General features: G+C 57.8%; 14 protein-coding genes. 1 reads left to right on the forward strand and 13 read right to left on the reverse strand.

The window, feature by feature from the left end; all coding sequences use genetic code 11:
• Window positions 1-36 precede the first annotated feature (36 nt).
• From AOA59_RS23725 to AOA59_RS23740, 4 genes are all read right to left on the reverse strand, one after another.
• Complete coding sequence (locus tag AOA59_RS23725; protein ID WP_099489267.1) at window positions 37-495, reverse strand: Hsp20 family protein; 459 nt, start codon at window positions 493-495, stop codon at window positions 37-39.
• A 179-nt stretch (window positions 496-674) separates the two neighbouring features.
• Window positions 675-1,040, reverse strand: coding sequence for a response regulator (locus AOA59_RS23730; protein ID WP_065930162.1), 366 nt, complete (start codon window positions 1,038-1,040; stop codon window positions 675-677).
• Between the two features lie 24 nt (window positions 1,041-1,064).
• Window positions 1,065-2,504, reverse strand: a complete 1,440-nt coding sequence (locus AOA59_RS23735; RefSeq protein WP_065930163.1) for an ATPase domain-containing protein — start codon at window positions 2,502-2,504, stop codon at window positions 1,065-1,067.
• A 205-nt stretch (window positions 2,505-2,709) separates the two neighbouring features.
• A complete protein-coding gene (locus AOA59_RS23740; protein WP_099489268.1) occupies window positions 2,710-3,960 on the reverse strand; it encodes an MFS transporter in 1,251 nt (416 codons plus the stop codon).
• 102 nt (window positions 3,961-4,062) lie between these two features.
• On the opposite strand from AOA59_RS23740, the gene AOA59_RS23745 reads away from it, so the two are divergent.
• On the forward strand, window positions 4,063-5,031 hold the full coding sequence (locus tag AOA59_RS23745; protein ID WP_099489269.1) for an AraC family transcriptional regulator: 969 nt from the start codon (window positions 4,063-4,065) through the stop codon (window positions 5,029-5,031).
• A 36-nt stretch (window positions 5,032-5,067) separates the two neighbouring features.
• Here AOA59_RS23745 and AOA59_RS23750 read toward each other — a convergent pair whose 3' ends face one another.
• The 9 genes from AOA59_RS23750 to AOA59_RS23790 all read right to left on the reverse strand — a co-directional run bounded on the left by AOA59_RS23750 (window position 5,068) and on the right by AOA59_RS23790 (window position 16,386).
• A complete protein-coding gene (locus AOA59_RS23750) occupies window positions 5,068-5,829 on the reverse strand; it encodes an SDR family oxidoreductase (RefSeq protein ID WP_099489270.1) in 762 nt (253 codons plus the stop codon).
• Between the two features lie 29 nt (window positions 5,830-5,858).
• Window positions 5,859-6,686, reverse strand: a complete 828-nt coding sequence (locus AOA59_RS23755; RefSeq protein WP_065930171.1) for a DMT family transporter — start codon at window positions 6,684-6,686, stop codon at window positions 5,859-5,861.
• 82 nt (window positions 6,687-6,768) lie between these two features.
• Window positions 6,769-7,665 (reverse strand): transcriptional regulator GcvA, encoded by an 897-nt coding sequence (gene gcvA / locus AOA59_RS23760; RefSeq protein ID WP_065930172.1) that lies wholly within the window; start codon window positions 7,663-7,665, stop codon window positions 6,769-6,771.
• A gap of 191 nt (window positions 7,666-7,856) precedes the next feature.
• Window positions 7,857-8,780, reverse strand: coding sequence for a hypothetical protein (locus AOA59_RS23765; protein WP_099489271.1), 924 nt, complete (start codon window positions 8,778-8,780; stop codon window positions 7,857-7,859).
• 100 nt (window positions 8,781-8,880) lie between these two features.
• Window positions 8,881-10,845: a DUF262 domain-containing protein gene (locus AOA59_RS23770; protein ID WP_158235262.1), complete on the reverse strand. Its 1,965-nt coding sequence runs from the start codon at window positions 10,843-10,845 to the stop codon at window positions 8,881-8,883.
• Window positions 10,845-12,317 (reverse strand): DUF262 domain-containing protein, encoded by a 1,473-nt coding sequence (locus tag AOA59_RS23775; RefSeq protein ID WP_099489273.1) that lies wholly within the window; start codon window positions 12,315-12,317, stop codon window positions 10,845-10,847. The genes AOA59_RS23770 and AOA59_RS23775 overlap by 1 nt, the downstream gene beginning before the upstream one ends.
• Before the next feature lie 165 nt (window positions 12,318-12,482).
• Window positions 12,483-13,325: a DUF1460 domain-containing protein gene (locus tag AOA59_RS23780; RefSeq protein ID WP_099489274.1), complete on the reverse strand. Its 843-nt coding sequence runs from the start codon at window positions 13,323-13,325 to the stop codon at window positions 12,483-12,485.
• A gap of 52 nt (window positions 13,326-13,377) precedes the next feature.
• Window positions 13,378-15,432: a prolyl oligopeptidase family protein gene (locus AOA59_RS23785; RefSeq protein WP_099489275.1), complete on the reverse strand. Its 2,055-nt coding sequence runs from the start codon at window positions 15,430-15,432 to the stop codon at window positions 13,378-13,380.
• Window positions 15,433-15,474: 42 nt separating this feature from the next.
• Window positions 15,475-16,386 (reverse strand): LysR family transcriptional regulator, encoded by a 912-nt coding sequence (locus tag AOA59_RS23790; protein WP_099489276.1) that lies wholly within the window; start codon window positions 16,384-16,386, stop codon window positions 15,475-15,477.
• Window positions 16,387-16,390 lie beyond the last annotated feature (4 nt).

Consider the following 16,390-nt stretch of genomic DNA (forward strand, 5'->3'; position numbering starts at 1 on the left):
ATAAAAAAGGCGCTCCGCAGAGCGCCTTAAACACACTTATTGCAGGCTTACTTGACGCTGGTCTGGCTTGCCGGTAGTACCGATCTCAATACGTTTTGGCTTGGCTTCTTCGGGTATAACCCGAAGCAGCTCGATGGCTAGCAGACCGTGGGTGAGCGCTGCACCTTGAACTTCGATATGGTCAGCCAGCCGGAAGGACAAGCGGAAGGCGCGTTGCGCTATCCCTTGGTGCAGGTAAGTCACCTTCTCGTCGTTTTCACGTTTTCCACCAGAAACGCTCAATACGCCATTTTCAACCTGAATGTCTATGTCCTCCTCAGTAAGCCCCGCCACTGCAATCACAATGCGGTATTGATCCTCACCATGCTTCTCCACGTTATGCGGTGGATAGGTATTACCAGCCTCACTACGAAGCGCTGATTCAAACAGGTCGTTGAAGCGATCAAAACCCACAGACTGACGAAACAGAGGGGCCAAAGAAAGAGTAGTAGCCATAGTAAATCTCCTGAGTGTTCTCCAAGTGATTTAAGACGCGACCCGTTTGCGGCATCGCGTAAAACCGAAAATAGGTGCTACCAAAACGTTTTCAAGAGCCCCCGAAAAATTTTTTCAACTCGATTGTTCGGGCAGGCGGAGCCCGTTTCTACGTGGCTCCGGGTAGGTAGATGCAGTACTCACTGATCAGAGGCGAGCAGCTTTTTAACTTCGGCAATGATCAAGTCGATGTTGAATGGTTTCGACACTACCGCATCAAACAGATCCGATCTCTGCATGCCGATGTGTGCCTGAGCACCGCTCATCAGAATGATCGGCAATTGATTCGCGCAAGGGAGGGCTCGAACGGCTGTGGCGAATTCCAGGCCGTCCATCACGGGCATCATAAAATCGGTGATGATCAAGGCTGGCCTTTCTCTATCCAGCACTTCCAGTCCTTTTCGACCATTGCTGGCAGTCACCACCATGAACCCCTCATCCTCCAGTGCGAAGCTGAGAATGTCAGCGATCAAGTACTCGTCGTCGACGACCAGGATGGTGGTCATGTTAATTCAATCCACTCAAAACGCTTAAGAAAGTGAACCGGGCGATGTCTCAGTGGGGGCTGAAGGTTCATGTCTCGAAGCCTTTTTCAGGAAAACATCGCGTTCTTGGATGACAACCTCAAATCTGGAGGGGTCATAAGAGCTATCTCGTACCTTAAGAATGGAAAGCGTCCTGCTTAGTTCAGAGTGATTCTCAGAGAAACGCATCAGCATCAAGTTATCGACGATGCTGGACAGGTCAGAGTTCGGCGCGCTGACCTCGGAGCCAAATAGATCACGCATTTCCCAGGATGCGAATACGGTTACGCCCCTGGATCGAAGCTCATTCATCAGCGCACTGAAGAAGTCAGTAGTTCGCGCCGGGTTTGTAGAGACTCGGGTCATACCGCTGAGGCTATCGATGAACAGGCGCTTGATGCCTTTTTCTTCTACAAGACTCAACAGGCGAGCGCCCAACCCATCCAGTAACCCCTCAGTCGTCGGCTGCCAGGCAATGCTCAGGGCGCCGCTGTCCTCCATGCCCTGGATATCGATACCCAGTGATTGGCCTTTGAGTCGTAACCGTTGTGGGCTCTCATAAAAGCCAAAATGCAGTCCTGGAGCCTCCACCGTCGACTCGGCCAGAAACTTCAGGCCCAGCGTCGTTTTACCAATGCCGGAGGGGCCCATGACCAGAGACACGCTGGAACTGTAAAGGCCTCCCCCCAATATGCCGTCCAGCGAACCAATGCCACTGGCGATACGCGTCATGTCGGCGCTGTCGGGGGCGGACGGGTGGCTATAAAGGCTTTCGAGCCGAGGGTAAACCACCAAACCATTGTCGGTAATTTCACACTCATGAAGACCTGTCATGGCTCCACTGCCGCGAGTTTTACGCAGTTGAATACGACGTACCGAGCGGGTGCCAAACAGCTCTTCGCCCATTTCAATGACGCCATCAACCATGGTGTGCTCAGGGCTGCCGTCGTCGAGACGGGAGCTGGTCAGAAATAGCACCGTGCAACCCGCGAAAGCGGCGTGCCCTTGCAACTCGGAAATGAATTTCTTGGTGTCGATGTGCGAGTCGGCTTTTGAGCGAGCATTGAGCAAGCCATCGACCACCATCACTGTAGCTTTTTGGCGACTTATTTCGCGCCGAAGCAGTTTCACCACCTCGTCCAGCCCTTCGTTTTCCAACGTGTCAAACGCGCTGACAAACTGAATGTCGGCGCCCACTTTGGATGCGTCGAAAAAGCTCAGAGTAGAAAGAAACTGAAACAGGCGGTCGTGTGACTCGGCCAGCAGTGTGGCGACCAGAACCCGGCCTCCATTGTTCGCATGATGGAACCCAAGTTGGTTGGCCAGGATCGTTTTGCCAGACCCTGGCCGCCCCTGGATTATGTAGGAGGCGCCCGCGACCAGCCCTCCCTTGAGCAGAGCGTCGAGCCCTTCGATTCCACTTTGGAGGCGTTTTAGCTTTTCCACAATGCGACCCTGATCTGAAAAAACAGGCTGTTTAAGCCCAATGATGGGAATGCTAACGCCATTTACGCTTTAGAGCCATTCAGACCTGGAGCGCGGTGGGTTAATCAACGGGAATGAAGTCCCGGATCATCTATCCCATGCGCGTATTGCGCAAGAAATGCTCAAGCACTTTACGAACGGGTTCGAAACGGTTTGGCTAACCGGATCAAAGATGCAACGCGGGCTTGGACTGGCGGATGCCATGGGCGGAGGGGACGCGAACACGCAGCGCAATCAGCAACGCGGCCAGCAGCATCAGCACGGCCGCGGCGACGAATACGCCTGCACTGCCACCGAGGCTGAATACCGCACCGCCTGCGGCGGCGCCCGTTGCGATGGCGGACTGCACCGAGGCCACCACCATGCCCCCGGCGCTTTCCGCCTGGTCAGGCACCGCGCTGGCGACCCAGTTCGACCACGCCACCGGCACGCCACCAAAGGCCAGGCCCCAGATCGCCAGCAGGACCGCCTGCCCCGGCACCGAGGCCGGCAACAGCACCAACGCCAGTGCGGCGACGCCGACCAGTGCAGGCATCAACACCAGTGTGGCCAGCGGGTGGCGCTCCAGCAGCCTCCCGGCCAACAGCGTGCCGACGAAGTTTGCGACACCGAACCCCAGCAGCATCAGTGACAGCCCTTGGGCGCCGATACCCGTAGTCCCCTCGAGGAAGGGCCGAACATAGGTGAACATCGCGAAGTGCCCGCTGTGCACCAGCACACAACCGAACATGCCCATGGCGATGCCCGGGCGCAGCAACACCTCAAGTACCGTACGCAGGCGTGCCGGCCGGCGCGGCGCAAGGCGCGGCAGCGTGAACGCCTGGAAAGCCAGGGTCGCCATGCCTACCGCTGCCGCCGCAAAGAACGCGCTGCGCCAGCCATAGAGCCCACCCAAGTAGCTGCCCAGCGGTACCGCAACGACCGTGCCGATGGCGATGCCGCTGAAAATGATCGACAGCGCCCGGGGCAACAAGGCACTCGGTACCAGGCGCATCGCTACCGCCGCCGCCATGCTCCAGAACCCGCCAAGGGCAATGCCCAGCAAGATGCGCATCAACAACAGCACCGCGAAGCTGGAGGAAACGGCGACCAACAGATTGGAGGCAACCATCAACGTGGAAAAACCCAGCAACACCCACCGTCGGTCGATGCCACGGGTCAGGCCTGGTACCAACAAGCCGGCGAACAACGCCACCACGGCCGTCACCGTTACTGCCTGGCCAGCCAGCGCTTCGGACACGCCCAGGTCAGTCGCCATCAGCGTCAACAAACTGGCTGGAAGGTACTCAGCGGTCAGTAATCCGAACACCCCCATGGCCAGGGAAAATACTGCCATCCACGCGGGGGTTGCAGGTTCTAGGTCCGAGTCGACGCCGTACGGGCTATCGCAAACGGTATTACACACACAGTCAGTCATTGCACGGATCTCCCAATCTTCATTGCGAGCCGCAGTCTAGGCGCGGGAATCCGGATGATCTATGATCTTAAGTCTCTACTTTTTGATCAAAACACCTGAACGATGCCTACAGATCAGTTTGCGCTTTCCTCAGATCTCATCAACGAGCTGTTACGCGGCATGCGCCTGCGTGGGGTCGAATACCGGCGTATCCAAACGGGCCCGACCTTTGGTTTGGGCTTCGCGGAAAAACCCGGGCACGCCTGGTTCCATTTCATGGCCGTCGGCACTGCAGTGTTGAAAATGGAGGACGGCACCACTTACGCGCTGTCTGCCGGCAACGCCGTGTTTATTTCCCATGGCGCGGCCCATCAACTGTTTTCCCATACGGACGTGCCGGTTCAAGACATCGACCGTTTAGACGGCGCCCCTCTGGGCGACACCGTCAGCGCGGTGGATACCGGGACCGATGGCAGCCCCACCCCAAGCACTATTGTGTTCAGTGGCTGCATGGAGTTTGAACTGGGCAGCATCCATGGGCTTGGTCGGCTGATGCCGGGCCTGATGCTGATTGATGCCGGTGGCCAGCGTTACCCCGGACTGGTGCCGATCCTTACCACCATGGAACGCGAGGTCAGCGCCGCCCGTGTCGGCTTCGCTGGTATCCTCGCGCGACTGGCCGACGTGGTGGCGGCCATGGTCGTTCGCGGCTGGGTGGAGTGCGCCTGCGGCAACGCCTCTGGGCTGGTCGCCGCCTTGCGCGATCCACGCCTGGCCGGTGCGCTGCTTGCGCTCCACCAACAACCGGGTCGCGAATGGACCGTTGCGCAGTTGGCCGAGCACTGTAATACCTCGCGCTCGGTGTTCGCCGAGCGCTTTCAAGTGACTATCGGCATGACCCCGCTGCGCTATGTCACCGAACTGCGAATACGCCTTGCACGCCAGTGGCTGACCCTCGAAAGGCTGCCGATTGAAGAGGTGGCGCAGCGCTTGGGCTATACCTCCCAGGCCGCCTTCAGTCGTGCATTCAAGCGCATTACGGGGCAGACACCGGGATTGAGTCGCAAGGTCAGGCAGCCCGCGCTGACTTGAACCGAGCGTAAGCAGCCGATGATCCGTGGCGTCGGCTCATTTACCGCCCGTCACGTCGAGGAATGTACCGGTAACGAAGGATGCCTCCGCGCTCGCCAGCCATAGAATCGCACGAGCCACCTCCTCGGGCTGACCACCGCGCCCCATGGGGATCGAATCCTTGACCCGGTCGACCCGCCCCGGCTCACCGCCACTGGCGTGCATGTCGGTATAGATATGCCCGGGGCGAATACAGTTGACGCGTATGCCTTCGCGCGCCACCTCCTTTGCAAACCCAATGGTGAACGTCTCCAACGCGCCCTTTGACGCCGCATAGTCGACGTACTCATTGGGGCTGCCGAGGCGCGCCGAGGCCGAAGAGACATTGATCACCACACCGCCCGGGCCGTTGTGGCGGTAAGCCATGCGTTTCACCGCCTGCTGGGCACAGAGTATTGGCCCAATGGCATTGACCGCAAAGATGCGCTGCATCCGCTCCAAACCAAGGTCTTCCAGGCGAGACTGAAGCCCCAGCATCCCGGCGTTATTGACCAGCACGTCGATACGTCCGAACCTGCGGTCGATGGCCGCGAACAAATCGGCCACCTGTTGCGGGTCCGCACTGTCGGCCCGCATCGCCAACGCCCGGCGCCCCAACGCTTCTACATCCGCAGCCACGGCCAGCGCTGCGGATTCGTTGGCAACGTAGCTGATAGCCACGTCATAACCCCTTTCGGCGGCCAGCCGGGCGGTGGCGGCCCCCACTCCACGACTGCCACCCGTGATTAGAATCAGCGGGGCCTGCGAGACATTGACCATTGAACATAGCTCCTGAGCTGTTGGCTGCATCAGCCGATGATGAGAGTACCGCCGGCGATCACCACGCACGCCAGTATCCGGCGTGCAGTGAGCGTCTCGCCGAGAAACGCATAGCCGATCAACGCCGCGAACAGCACGCTGGTTTCGCGCAGTGCCGATACCGCGCCCAGGGGTGCTTCGTTCATGGCGTAGATGATCATTCCATACGCGAGCAATGAGACCAGGCCGCCGACCAGCGCGGTCACTGTTCCGGGCCGGACGCAGAACAAGCTGCGGCTGTCGCGCAGGCCGATGTAGACCACCGGCATCAGCACGCCCCACAGGGCGCACATCCATACCGTGTAGGCAAGCGGCGCACCGGAGAGCCTCGCACCGATGCCGTCGACCACGCTGTAGGCCGCGATAAAGCCGCCCGTTCCCAGCGCATAGGGCAAGCTGGGAACCGACAGACTGCGCCCTCTGAAGGCCAACGAAATAATCCCGCCCGACACCAGCGCAATACCGACGAGCTCGCCAGGGGTGATGCTCTCTCCGGCGAACACGGCGGCACCGAAGGTGATCAGCACCGGCGACGATCCACGTGAGATCGGATAGACCTGCCCCAGATCGCCGACCCGGTAACTGCGCACCAGAAACAGGTTGTAGCCCACATGCAGCAACCCCGAGACCACCGCGTAGCCCCAGCTTTCAATCGCCGGGGGCGCCATGAATGTCGCAGCAACCACACTGGTAATGGCGATGGCGACGCACATCACCGTCATCGACCACAGCCGATCGGCGCCGCTACGCAGCAGCGCGTTCCAACTCGCATGCAGGAGCGCGGCGAACAGCACAAGGAACACGAGATGAATAGGCATGCGCCACTTTAGACAATGCGGCGCCGGGGCTAAAGCGAAGTCTCCTCATTGCGCCATGAGCAGATGCTCATAATTCATGGGTCTACGCCTGTACTTTCAGCGCCTCGCTGACCAGCCATTGGCGAAAGCTGGCGATGTGCGGCTGCGATTCGATGCCCTTGGGGCAGACGAAGTAGTAAGCCAGCGGCGATGGCAGCGGTATGTCGAACAGCCGCACCAAACGGCCATCGCTGATTTCATTCTCGACATGCCCGCTGCGCACCAATGCAACGCCCTGGCCGAGCAAGGCGGCCTCGACCGTCATGTTGGTATCGCCAAACCTGACGCTCTCCTTGAGCGGCAAATAGGCCAGGCCGACGGTTTGAAACCACGCCTCCCACTTTGGCACCAACTCAGCGCCATCACGCGTCAGCAGCGGGAAGTGCAACAAGTCTGCGGGGCTCTGCGGCGTCCCCACGCGTCGCAGCAGTTCGGGGCTGGCCACAGGAAATACCTGCTCCCCAAACAGGAACTCCGAATGCAGACCTGGGTAATTGCCCTTGCCGAGCCTGATCGCAACATCCGCCTGGCCGTGCGAGAAGTGGATAATTTTATCCGTGGTGTCCAGCGAGACCAACAGCTCGGGGTGCTGACGAGCCAGACGTGGCAAGCGTGGCAGCAACCATTTGAGCGCGAAGGAATAGGTGGTGCTGACGCTGAGTCGCACCCTGCCCTTTTGCTCGCGCAAGTCACCCAACGTCGCCTCCAGACTGATGAAAAACTCCCGCACGATGGGCGCCAGCGTAGCCCCCGCTGCCGTGAGGCGTAACGCCTTGCCACGCTCAAACAACGGCACGCCCCAAAGCGCCTCCAGGTGCTTGAGCTGGTGACTGACCGCGCTTTGAGTCACATGCAACTCCTGTGCAGCGGCTGTAAACGTCGGGTGGCGGGTCGCAACTTCAAAAGCGCGCAAGGTCGCGGTGGGCGGCAGATCTCTCATAGGGGCGGTATCCAGCGAGTTTTCGCAAAAGCACGTGTATGAAAGTTAGCTCATACCGAAGCGAAGTTCACTGTAAACGTCGCGTCCCTGGCGGGACAGTGGCTCAGTAGCGGTTGATAACCCACTAGCATCCAGGGTATTCGTTCGCTTGCCCTACTCCGCCCCCAACCCTCACCATCGGGGGCTCGCTGCTAGGCGTTTGGGAGTTGACCATGCGCCCTGATATGCTGAACAAAACTCTCCTCTTGCTGCGGGCTATTTATGTGTAAAGCTGACAGCAGAGAAGACGGGATTCTAGAGTTCATATTTTGATGCATCACGTTCCTGTCCATGTTAGCGGGGTGAGATACTTGCGCCAGGCTATCGAAGTTTTTCTCGTTGCAACTGATAATCCAAGCACCGTCAATGTGCGCGTACGCTGAGTTATCGAAATAGCTTGTGGTGAGGATTGTGCTGTTTTCCTTGGTGACCTGAAAGTCGATATCCACGATTTTTGGTGAGATTTTTTTCTGCTCGTCAATATCTATATAGATCGTCGCCTGCCGGGTGAAAAGATTTTTTAAATAGGCATAGTCAATAAGTTCATTTCCCTGAATAAATCCAACATTAATACAGATGATATTTATATCGTCGGACTGGGTGGTTTCATTGTTGAGGTAAGCCTCATACTTTCCTGCTTTTTCTTTAAGCGCCGACGTTATTCTTGCATGCAAGCTGTCCATTTCGGGGGTGTAGGCGTCTACTGAGCTTCCTGGCGCGGGGTCTTCCGGTCGGTGAGGAAAGAAGTATTGGGCGTACTGAGTTTTTTTCTGCACCACCTGAATGGGTGTTATCACTTCAATATTTATTCTTTTACTTTCAAAGCTAAACGTAATATCAGGACCTTTTTTCTCGCTGGAAATACCCTTGATACGCTGGGTGCAATATTTAAGAACAACCAGCTCCGACAGCCGCTGCATGGTCTTGTCCGCGTCACTCATTTGCGAGATAAAGTTTTCATCCAGCAGTTTATTTTCATGCATTTCATTATAAAGATTTGAATAGAATTCAATAATATTCTGGTCGCACGTGTAATACGCTTCAACAGCACGTGCAAAATGCGAAGCACCGGCCATACTATGTTCCTTCCTTTGACTTGAAGTGGATCGTTACGAGCGTCACTGAATCTGTCGCGGCCCGTCTGGTTTTTATAGCCCGCCTCTGACAGGCAACTGCTTAGGCGTCGTAGTGCGTCTCAAGGAGTGAGAGCATCACTTGCGCATGTTCATTAATCTGATGCTGCCCCCAGTCGTCGCCTTTGCCCAGTACATGAAACATATGAGCCAGTTTCAACGAGTCGTACTTGGGTTTGGTGCGAAATGCTGCTTGTTTTTTGATGACCGCCAGGTTGCTATAAGAGGAGTTCTCACCCGGGCTGAGCAATACCAAATTACCAAATCCGTGGAGTAGATCGTCTGATAATGTCCTGCCGAACTCTTCATTTTGAGGGTGCACATGTTCGACTGAATTCTTCGAAGTAATCCTGTATAGCTGCAGCTTGTCAGGATCCAACCAGTTGGACGTGCGACGTTCACGCCAAAGAATGTATTCCAGTTTCTGGAACCAGTAGTGTTCAAAGCTGGTGCCGTGAGCTTCCTTGAGGTAAGCGATTTTCGTGGCGATGGGTTCAGGTTCAGCGTTGTCACTGTACAAGAGCCGATAACTCGCCTCCTTCTGCGTCATTGCCGTAAGCGAGAGTTGGTTATCGATATGTTCGAGCAGCGCCAGCACCTCATGCTCCGCCATGCCTGGCGAATTGACCAGCCTGCCAAGAAAGGGCGTTAACCAATACTGGGCACTGCGCTCGCCAGTAAGGTAGCGCATGCTCTGTAGCTGGCTAAGATCGCCAGTCTCCTGAGTGATGGAGCGCCAATCAGGGCCATTGCCTTTGCTTCGATTGTTGATGGAACTCAAGCGCAGGGTTCGTTCATCCTCCTCGCCCAGGCGCACCCACTTGACGACCCAGCGGTCGAACTGAAACCTTACGTTCCAGAGGCATTCCATAAACCCTTTGGCTTGCGCTGCAGTAGCGTTTTCGGCGAACTGGAAGAAACAGTCATTGAGGTTACTGTCGTTGAGCCGCGAGCCGATGTCACGCCAGTTCTGAGCGTATCGGTAGATTCGAAAAGCATGCATGAGCAGCAAACCGAAGCTTGCGATCGACTGATAACGCGCCTCATCTTTCTCCCCAAGCGCCTCAATCGTGGCGTCCTCAGTCACTCTCATTGACATTATTTCGCTGATCGTGCGGCCTTTCGCGTAACCGGCTGCGGGGCGATCCAGGGAAAAGTGCTCGAAGGAGTGATCAGTGAGGTCGTTGAATTTCAAGCCACCCCAATGGGCACCCGCGAAGACATCACGCAGGTTCTTCTCGAAGTAATTCCCCATATCTTCGCATGCCTGCCAAATGCCTTCATACGTGGCACGGTTCTGCTTGATACATTTCATCAGGCGGGCTTTGAGGATATCGGTCTGTTCAAGCTGCACGCCACTGGTGTTCAGCGTCGCAAACAGTTTGTTCAGGTCCATGCCCATGGGCATGACATTGTTGACCCAGGTGACCTGGTTGAACAAATAGTCTGCAACCCGTTCAAGGGCTCGATCCCCCCCTTTTGCCTGCAATCTCTTCAGCCTGTCGCATGCGACCTTTCGAGCACCAATCAGGTGTATGAGATAGGGATTCGAAGCCTCCTTTTCGTCCGAATGTGTGTCCGCCGTCAATCCTGCCCACGCGCTCAACCGTGACTGAACCTCTTCACGAATATTAAAAGTGAGTCTCGGCGCATTGCCCAAGACCACAAGCGATCGCAGTAGCGATGAGGGCATCAGCGCACAGAACGCTAGCGCCAACACCATCAATGTCGTCATGCGTTGCTGGCCGTCGATAATTTCATAGGTCATGAATGCATCAGAGGTCGGCGAAGTGACTTCGCTGGTCAGCACCGTGCCTATGAAGTAATGCGCCTGCGCGGGTTGACCGTTCGCATCGAGTTCGCTCGCCAGGATGATCTGTTCCAACAGTACCTCCACATCCTCGCTGGGCCATACATAGGGGCGCTGGTAACAGGGAATGGTCAGCGCTATACCTTGCTGGCAAAGCGTGGCGGCAGTCTGCACATTTGACTGGACTTGAGCATTCATCATTTGCCTCCTTGGCGGGCAATGTCAGCGAGGCTGATTCGTTCGATGGCATCACATAACGCCACATCGTATCCAGAGGCTACCTGGGCGATATCCGGCCAGGCCAAGCCCAAGTGAAACGTTGCAGACACCGATTCTACGAAGCGCTTCTTGATGCTGTGCCTATCAAGCCCTTCCCGGGTGGTGGTGTAGGTGTAGGTCCGTAAGTACCCCAGCAGTTCCTCGTGGGTATGGCTGCTGGTAATCCAGTCCATCAGTGGATTCTCCCTGATGTGCGCCTGGACGCCATCTTCCCTCACGCTGACTTCTTTGATCAGGCGCAGCGAAAAAACCATACGGAATATCCACAGGCTCGCTTCGAGCAGTCGGGCAGTACCGAATTGGCTGGCGTACATCAGCAAAGCGCAATCGTATGCACGGCTCAGGAACACACTGCCGCACGCATCTTGGGACAACCGTTTGTAGTAGTAGCCAAACGAGTGTTTGGGCGGCGCGTTACCCACGTCGAGCAAATCCAGGCGCAGGCCGTGGAAGTATTCGATGTAGCGCATGGCATTAACCCCGACACCCAGAGGCTGGCGCATGGCATACCCGGTCTGGAAGGTGTGCGCTTCCTTGCCTCCGACATCGCGATACACCCGTAAGGTCCGATAGGCAATATCGCCCGTATTTGCCAGCGTTCGCTCGGCGAGTTCTGTGACGATTTGCTTGCGCTCGAGTAGCGGGTCGCGATCACTGGCAACGTTTCGCCAGCGCAGGCTTTGCCAATGCCGGGCCTTCATGATGGTGGCGACAAGGGGTTTGAGATCCCCAAGGCGCTCCCAGGTCCGGGCGAAATCATTCTGCGCATCAGTAGCAACGCTGCGTAGATGATAAGCCTTGATGATATCCGCGCCGCTCAAACGCACACCGGAAGTGTTCTGAGTTTCGAAGAAGCGGTACGCATCATCTTCTCGCTGCGTGACGACCAGCGTAACGTTAATGCGCGTGAAATCTATTTGCGGAAGCTTTTGCTGCTCCAGCCATCGAAGATTGAGCTGGATGCGCCGATAACTTTCTGGGGAGTTGAATTTCAACTCAGGCGCGCCTCTGTCCCCCTTCTGAAGACAATGAAGCAACGCCAGGCTGGTAATGCGCTGCTGGCCATCGATGATATTCAGCAATCCTCGCTGGCGCGCGTTACCACCTTGCTGGTGCAGGATGATACTGCCAAGGTAGAAGTCGTGGACCGGTGCATCCGTGCTGAAGAAGGCGCGCAAATCATCGAGCAACTGCGTTAGTTGCTCTTCTCCCCACCGATACGGCCGTTGGTATTCCGGTAAATGCAGGTTGCCAAAAATAACGCCGCCGTCGCTGGACGGAATGCGTTTTGCGCTGAATACATTATCGAGGCTCGTGGAGGCAACGGCGATGCCCTCCACGGCTTGCGGCAGATGCAAGGCAAATGCATGTGCGCTCGCGGCTTGGCTCATATGACTGTCCTTGTAATGTGTTCTACGACCTGCTGATCGAAGATGCCGAGGTCGTCCCTGAACGATAGAAACCGGCAGGATGGCATAATGCCACAATCCTGAGCCGCAAAGTTCAAAATGGCGCAGTTACGCCTGCGGCCAAGAGCAGGATCAACGCCCTGACACCTACTCCTTCGCCCTCAGCACAACAATCCCCGGCGTATTGGCCACATACGCCAGAAACGGCGAATCCATCACCTTCTGGCTGCCTGAATGCGAAGACGCATTGCGCAGTACGGGGCCTTTGTTCGTCATGATAAAGAACCCCACATGGGTCACATCCAGCCCGGCCAAGGGCGTATAGATGCCAATAAAATCGCCCTCGTGCAGGCGACTGATGACCTGCTTATCGATAAAACCAGCAGGAATGTAGGTCACCGTACGCTGGACCACCGGCAGGCCGGGCAGGTAGGCGCTGCCGTCGGCTTTTTGGTTGAGGCGTTTTTCGCGGCGAACGGCATGGGCGCTTAGCTGCGCGGTGATGTCTTGCGCCGGTTTATACCTGCCGCTGTAGGCCCAATCGGTGTAGAAGTGCTTACGGCTGAGAAAATCGAGATCGCCATCAACATAACGCGTGCGCAACAGGTTTTTCATAAAGTCGGGTTGTGCTGCTGACTGTCGCAGGGCCTCGACGTAATCCAGGTAGGTAAAGCAATCCAGGCCTCGAAAATCGACCACCAGTTGTTCGGGAGTGCCCAGTGAGCCCTGTAACTTGTTGGCAACATAGGGCGTGCCTAAAAAGGCCTTCGAGATGAGGCCGATCTGTTGGCCTGCGGGAAGCGACCGGTAGTTTGGACGTTCTTGGAGAATCGCATTGAGCTTCTCAACGGTGTAAGGATCCAGCGGTGCATTGGACGTCAGCGGCGCATTTGGCTGACGTTCGAACGCATGGCTTCCAGTGGTTGCGCCCGACGAGCCACAACCGGCCAACAGCATCGACATCAGGATAAAAACATAGGGTGTGCGCATCTGACTCTTCACTTTTATCCAAGGGGCATCCGATCATACCGGCCAGCGCCGGTCAGCCGTGGCCGGCGCTCAAGCGCTCCCACAAAAAGCCGTAGACCAGCGCTTTCATGTACGCACTCTGGGCATTATCCGCCGCGCCGCCGTGGCCGCCTTCGATGTTTTCGTAGTACGTCACGTCCTGGCCGGCATCGATCATCCTGGCCGCAAGCTTACGGGCATGGGCCGGGTGTACGCGGTCATCACGGGTCGAGGTGGTGAACAGCACCGGCGGGTAGGTCTTGGCCGGGTCGAACAGGTGGTAGGGTGAAAACGTCTGGATGTAGGCCCATTCTTCGGGCACGTCCGGGTTGCCGTACTCTTCCATCCACGAGGCGCCTGCCAGCAAATGGTGATAGCGCTGCATGTCGAGCAACGGCACCTGGATGACCACGGCTGCGAACAGCTCGGGGTATTGGGTGAGCATGTTGCCGGTCAACAGGCCGCCATTGCTGCCACCTTGCACGGCCAGGTGCCGGGGCGAGGTGAGGTTGCGGTTGATCAGGTCTTGCGCCACGGCGGCAAAATCCTCATAGGCGCGCGCACGCTTGTGCTTGAGCGCCGCCTGATGCCAACGCGGGCCGTATTCGCCGCCGCCACGAATATTCGCCACGGCATACACGCCGCCTTTGGACAGCCAGGCGCGACCCAGCCCGCCGGAGTATTCCGGGCACAGCGAGACTTCAAAGCCGCCATAACCGTAGAGCAAGGTCGGCGCGTTGGCGTTGTACTGCAAGCCCTGTTCGTGCACCAGGAAATACGGCACACGGGTGCCATCTTTGGACACGGCAAAATGCTGTTCAACCACATGCCGGCTCGCATCGAAGAACGCCGGCATGGCCTTAAGCACTTCGGGTTGCGCACCAAGCTCGGCCAGTGACAGCGTGACCGGCGTGAGAAAACCTCGGGTGACCAGCCACACCGCGTCGCTGTCATCGCTGTCGACGGCGCTCACATCCACGGTCGCCATCGGCGGTGCGCCGACAAGTGCGCTGCGTGCCCAGCCTTGCGGGCCGGGCGTCAGCACGCTGAGGCGGTTTCTGACGTCCTCCAGCACGTTGAGCACCAAGTGGTTGCGGGTCCAGTCCATGCCGGCCAGCGAGGTGCTGTCCGATGGCACGAACAACAGGTCGAAATCCCGCGCGCCGTCCATGAAGCGTGCAAAGTTGATCGCCAGCAACGAGCCGGCCACATAGCCATCCCCCACCGCCCAATCATCACGCAATTGCAGGAGCAACCAGTCTTTGTGCACCGACTTGTCGGCCGAGTTCGGCGCATCGATTTTGCTCAGCGTGCCATCCGGGGCGCGCAGGTACAGTTCGTTGTTGTAGAACGCCAGGGTGCGGCTGACGAAATCCCGCTCGTAACCCGGTGTGCTGTCGTGCATCGCCGCGATATACATATCGTCGTGCCGGCCTTCGTAGACGATCGTCGCGGCACTCAAGGGTGTACCGCGCTGCCATTGCTTGACGATGCGCGGGTAACCCGAGCGGGTCATGCTGTCTGCACCGAAGTCGGTAAACACATACACGTTGTCGTGGTCGATCCAACCCAGCCCGCCCTTGGATTCGGGCAACTCGAAGCCGTCTTTGACCCAGGCTTTTTCGACCAGATCAAATTCGCGCGTGACACTCGCGTCCGCGCCGCCACGGGACAGTGCGACCAATGCGCGTTGATAGCCAGGGTGCAGGCAGTCGGCGCCGTGCCAGACCCAATTTTCACCTTCCAGGGCATTCAATGCGTCGATATCCAGCACGGTTTCCCAGGCCGGTTGCGCCTTGCGATATTCCGCCAGCGTGGTCCGCCGCCACAGGCCGCGAGGGTGCACGGCGTCGACCCAGAAGTTGTAATAGTGGGCGCCGATTTTTTCCACGTAGGGGATATTGCTGTCCGAGTCGAGCACCGCCAGCAGGTCGGCCTGCATGGCCTTGAAGGACGCGGATTCGGCGAGTCGGGCGTGGGTCTTGAGGTTTTGCGCGCGCACCCAGTCCAGCGCTTGTGGGCTGTCGACGTCTTCCAGCCAAAGGTAAGGATCGTCGCCCGTGGAAGTCGGTGTCGGGAGGTTTGGCATGGTCGAATCCTGTCAAAAATCGGTGCGGAAAACCAATGAGTGTCACTCAGCCGCGCCCAACCCTGCAACCAGCACCTCCACCACCGCGCGCACCTTGGGCAGCGCGTAGCGGTTTTTGACCCAGGCCACGCTGATACCCATGCCGACACTGGCCAAGTGCGGCAAGACTTGCACCAGCGACCCGTCCTGCAAGTGTTGCTCAACCAGCCAGGACGGCAGTTGCGCGATACCGCAGCCGGCCAGCGCGGCCATCTTGAGCCCGTCGCCATGGCCGATCACCAGTTGCGGCTGTGTGTTTATGTGCAGCGCCACGCCTTGTTCGCCAGCATGCCGCCAGGGGCTGACGCGACCATCGACCCAGCCGTAGGCCATGCACTGATGCTGCTCGAGGTCACGCTCGGACTGCGGCATGCCGTGGCGGGCGAGATACGCGGGGGATGCACACAGCACATGCCACTCGCGCGTGAGTAAACGGTGCTCTACCGTCTCCGGCCAGGCCGGGACGTCGCCGATGCGCACGACGATATCCACGCCTTCCTTAAGCGGATCGACAAAGCCATCGGAGAAGGAGATGTGCGGGGTCAGCAATGGATGAGTGTTCAACCACGGCAGCAGGATCGGCAGCACCTTCGCCTGGCCAAAGGCGCCGGGCAGGTCGATGCGCACACGCCCGCGCAGTTCGGTGTTTTCAGCCTGCAGTGCCCATTCGGCTTCTTCCAGGTCGGCTAATACGCCGGTGCAGGTGCGCAGGTAGGCCACGCCGGCATCGGTCAGCGACAACCTGCGCGTGGTGCGATGGAACAGTCGGGCACCCAGGCGGGCTTCCAGGCGCGCAATGCTTTTACTCACGGCCGAAGCGGTCAGGTTCATTTTCCCGGCGGTCGCCGTAAAGCTGCCGTACTGCGCGACACAGACGAATACATCAATGCCCTTCAGGCGCTCTGAAGAAAACATGCAC

Origin of the sequence: Pseudomonas sp. 2822-15, assembly GCF_002742515.1 — a bacterium.
Classification (GTDB): Bacteria; Pseudomonadota; Gammaproteobacteria; order Pseudomonadales; family Pseudomonadaceae; genus Aquipseudomonas; species Aquipseudomonas salomonii.